Annotated in this window: 1 rRNA gene; it reads left to right on the plus strand. The window is 53.1% G+C overall.

Annotation, left to right across the window (positions count from 1 at the left end):
- Positions 1 to 1,149 (plus strand): 23S ribosomal RNA (locus tag ACYVG8_RS18975); the annotation flags it as partial.
- Positions 1,150 to 1,274: the final 125 nt, after the last annotated feature.

Here is a 1,274-nt window from a genome sequence, read left to right on the forward strand (position 1 = left end):
GGGGTCGCAGAGAATAGGTGGCTGCGACTGTTTAATAAAAACACAGCTCTGTGCCAACACGAAAGTGGACGTATACGGAGTGACGCCTGCCCGGTGCCGGAAGGTTAAGTGATGGGGTGCAAGCTCTTGATCGAAGCCCCGGTAAACGGCGGCCGTAACTATAACGGTCCTAAGGTAGCGAAATTCCTTGTCGGGTAAGTTCCGACCCGCACGAATGGCGTAACGATGGCCACACTGTCTCAACCCGAGACTCAGCGAAGTTGAAATGTTTGTGAAGATGCAATCTCCCCGCTGCTAGACGGAAAGACCCCGTGAACCTTTACTGTAGCTTTACATTGGACTTTGAACAGACTTGTGTAGGATAGGTGGGAGGCTATGAAGCTGGAACGCTAGTTTCAGTGGAGCCGCCCTTGAAATACCACCCTGGTGTGTTTGAGGTTCTAACCTTGGTCCGTAATCCGGATCGGGGACCGTGTATGGTAGGCAGTTTGACTGGGGCGGTCTCCTCCCAAAGAGTAACGGAGGAGTTCGAAGGTCATCTAGGTACGGTCGGACATCGTACTGATAGTGCAATGGCAAAAGATGGCTTAACTGCGAGACCGACAAGTCGAGCAGGTGCGAAAGCAGGACATAGTGATCCGGTGGTTCTGAATGGAAGGGCCATCGCTCAACGGATAAAAGGTACTCCGGGGATAACAGGCTGATTCCGCCCAAGAGTTCATATCGACGGCGGAGTTTGGCACCTCGATGTCGGCTCATCACATCCTGGGGCTGTAGCCGGTCCCAAGGGTATGGCTGTTCGCCATTTAAAGTGGTACGTGAGCTGGGTTTAAAACGTCGTGAGACAGTTTGGTCCCTATCTGCAGTGGGCGTTGGAAGTTTGAGGGGGGCTGCTCCTAGTACGAGAGGACCGGAGTGGACGCATCTCTGGTGTACCGGTTGTGACGCCAGTCGCATCGCCGGGTAGCTATATGCGGAAAAGATAAGCGCTGAAAGCATCTAAGCGCGAAACTTGCCTCAAGATGAGACTTCCCAGGGAACTTGATTCCCCTGAAGGGTCGTTCGAGACCAGGACGTTGATAGGTCGGGTGTGGAAGCGCAGTAATGCGTTAAGCTAACCGATACTAATTGCCCGTGCGGCTTGATCCTATAAGTCGAGACATTCGGCTGTGTGAGCGAGCGATACGCAAAATCTGACTTGAAGTTGTTGCTTCTTCTGTTTCTGGTTGTTGGGATAAGTCCCGGCGACCACCCTTTTACCCTGGCGGCCATAG

This window comes from Microvirgula curvata (assembly GCF_054781615.1).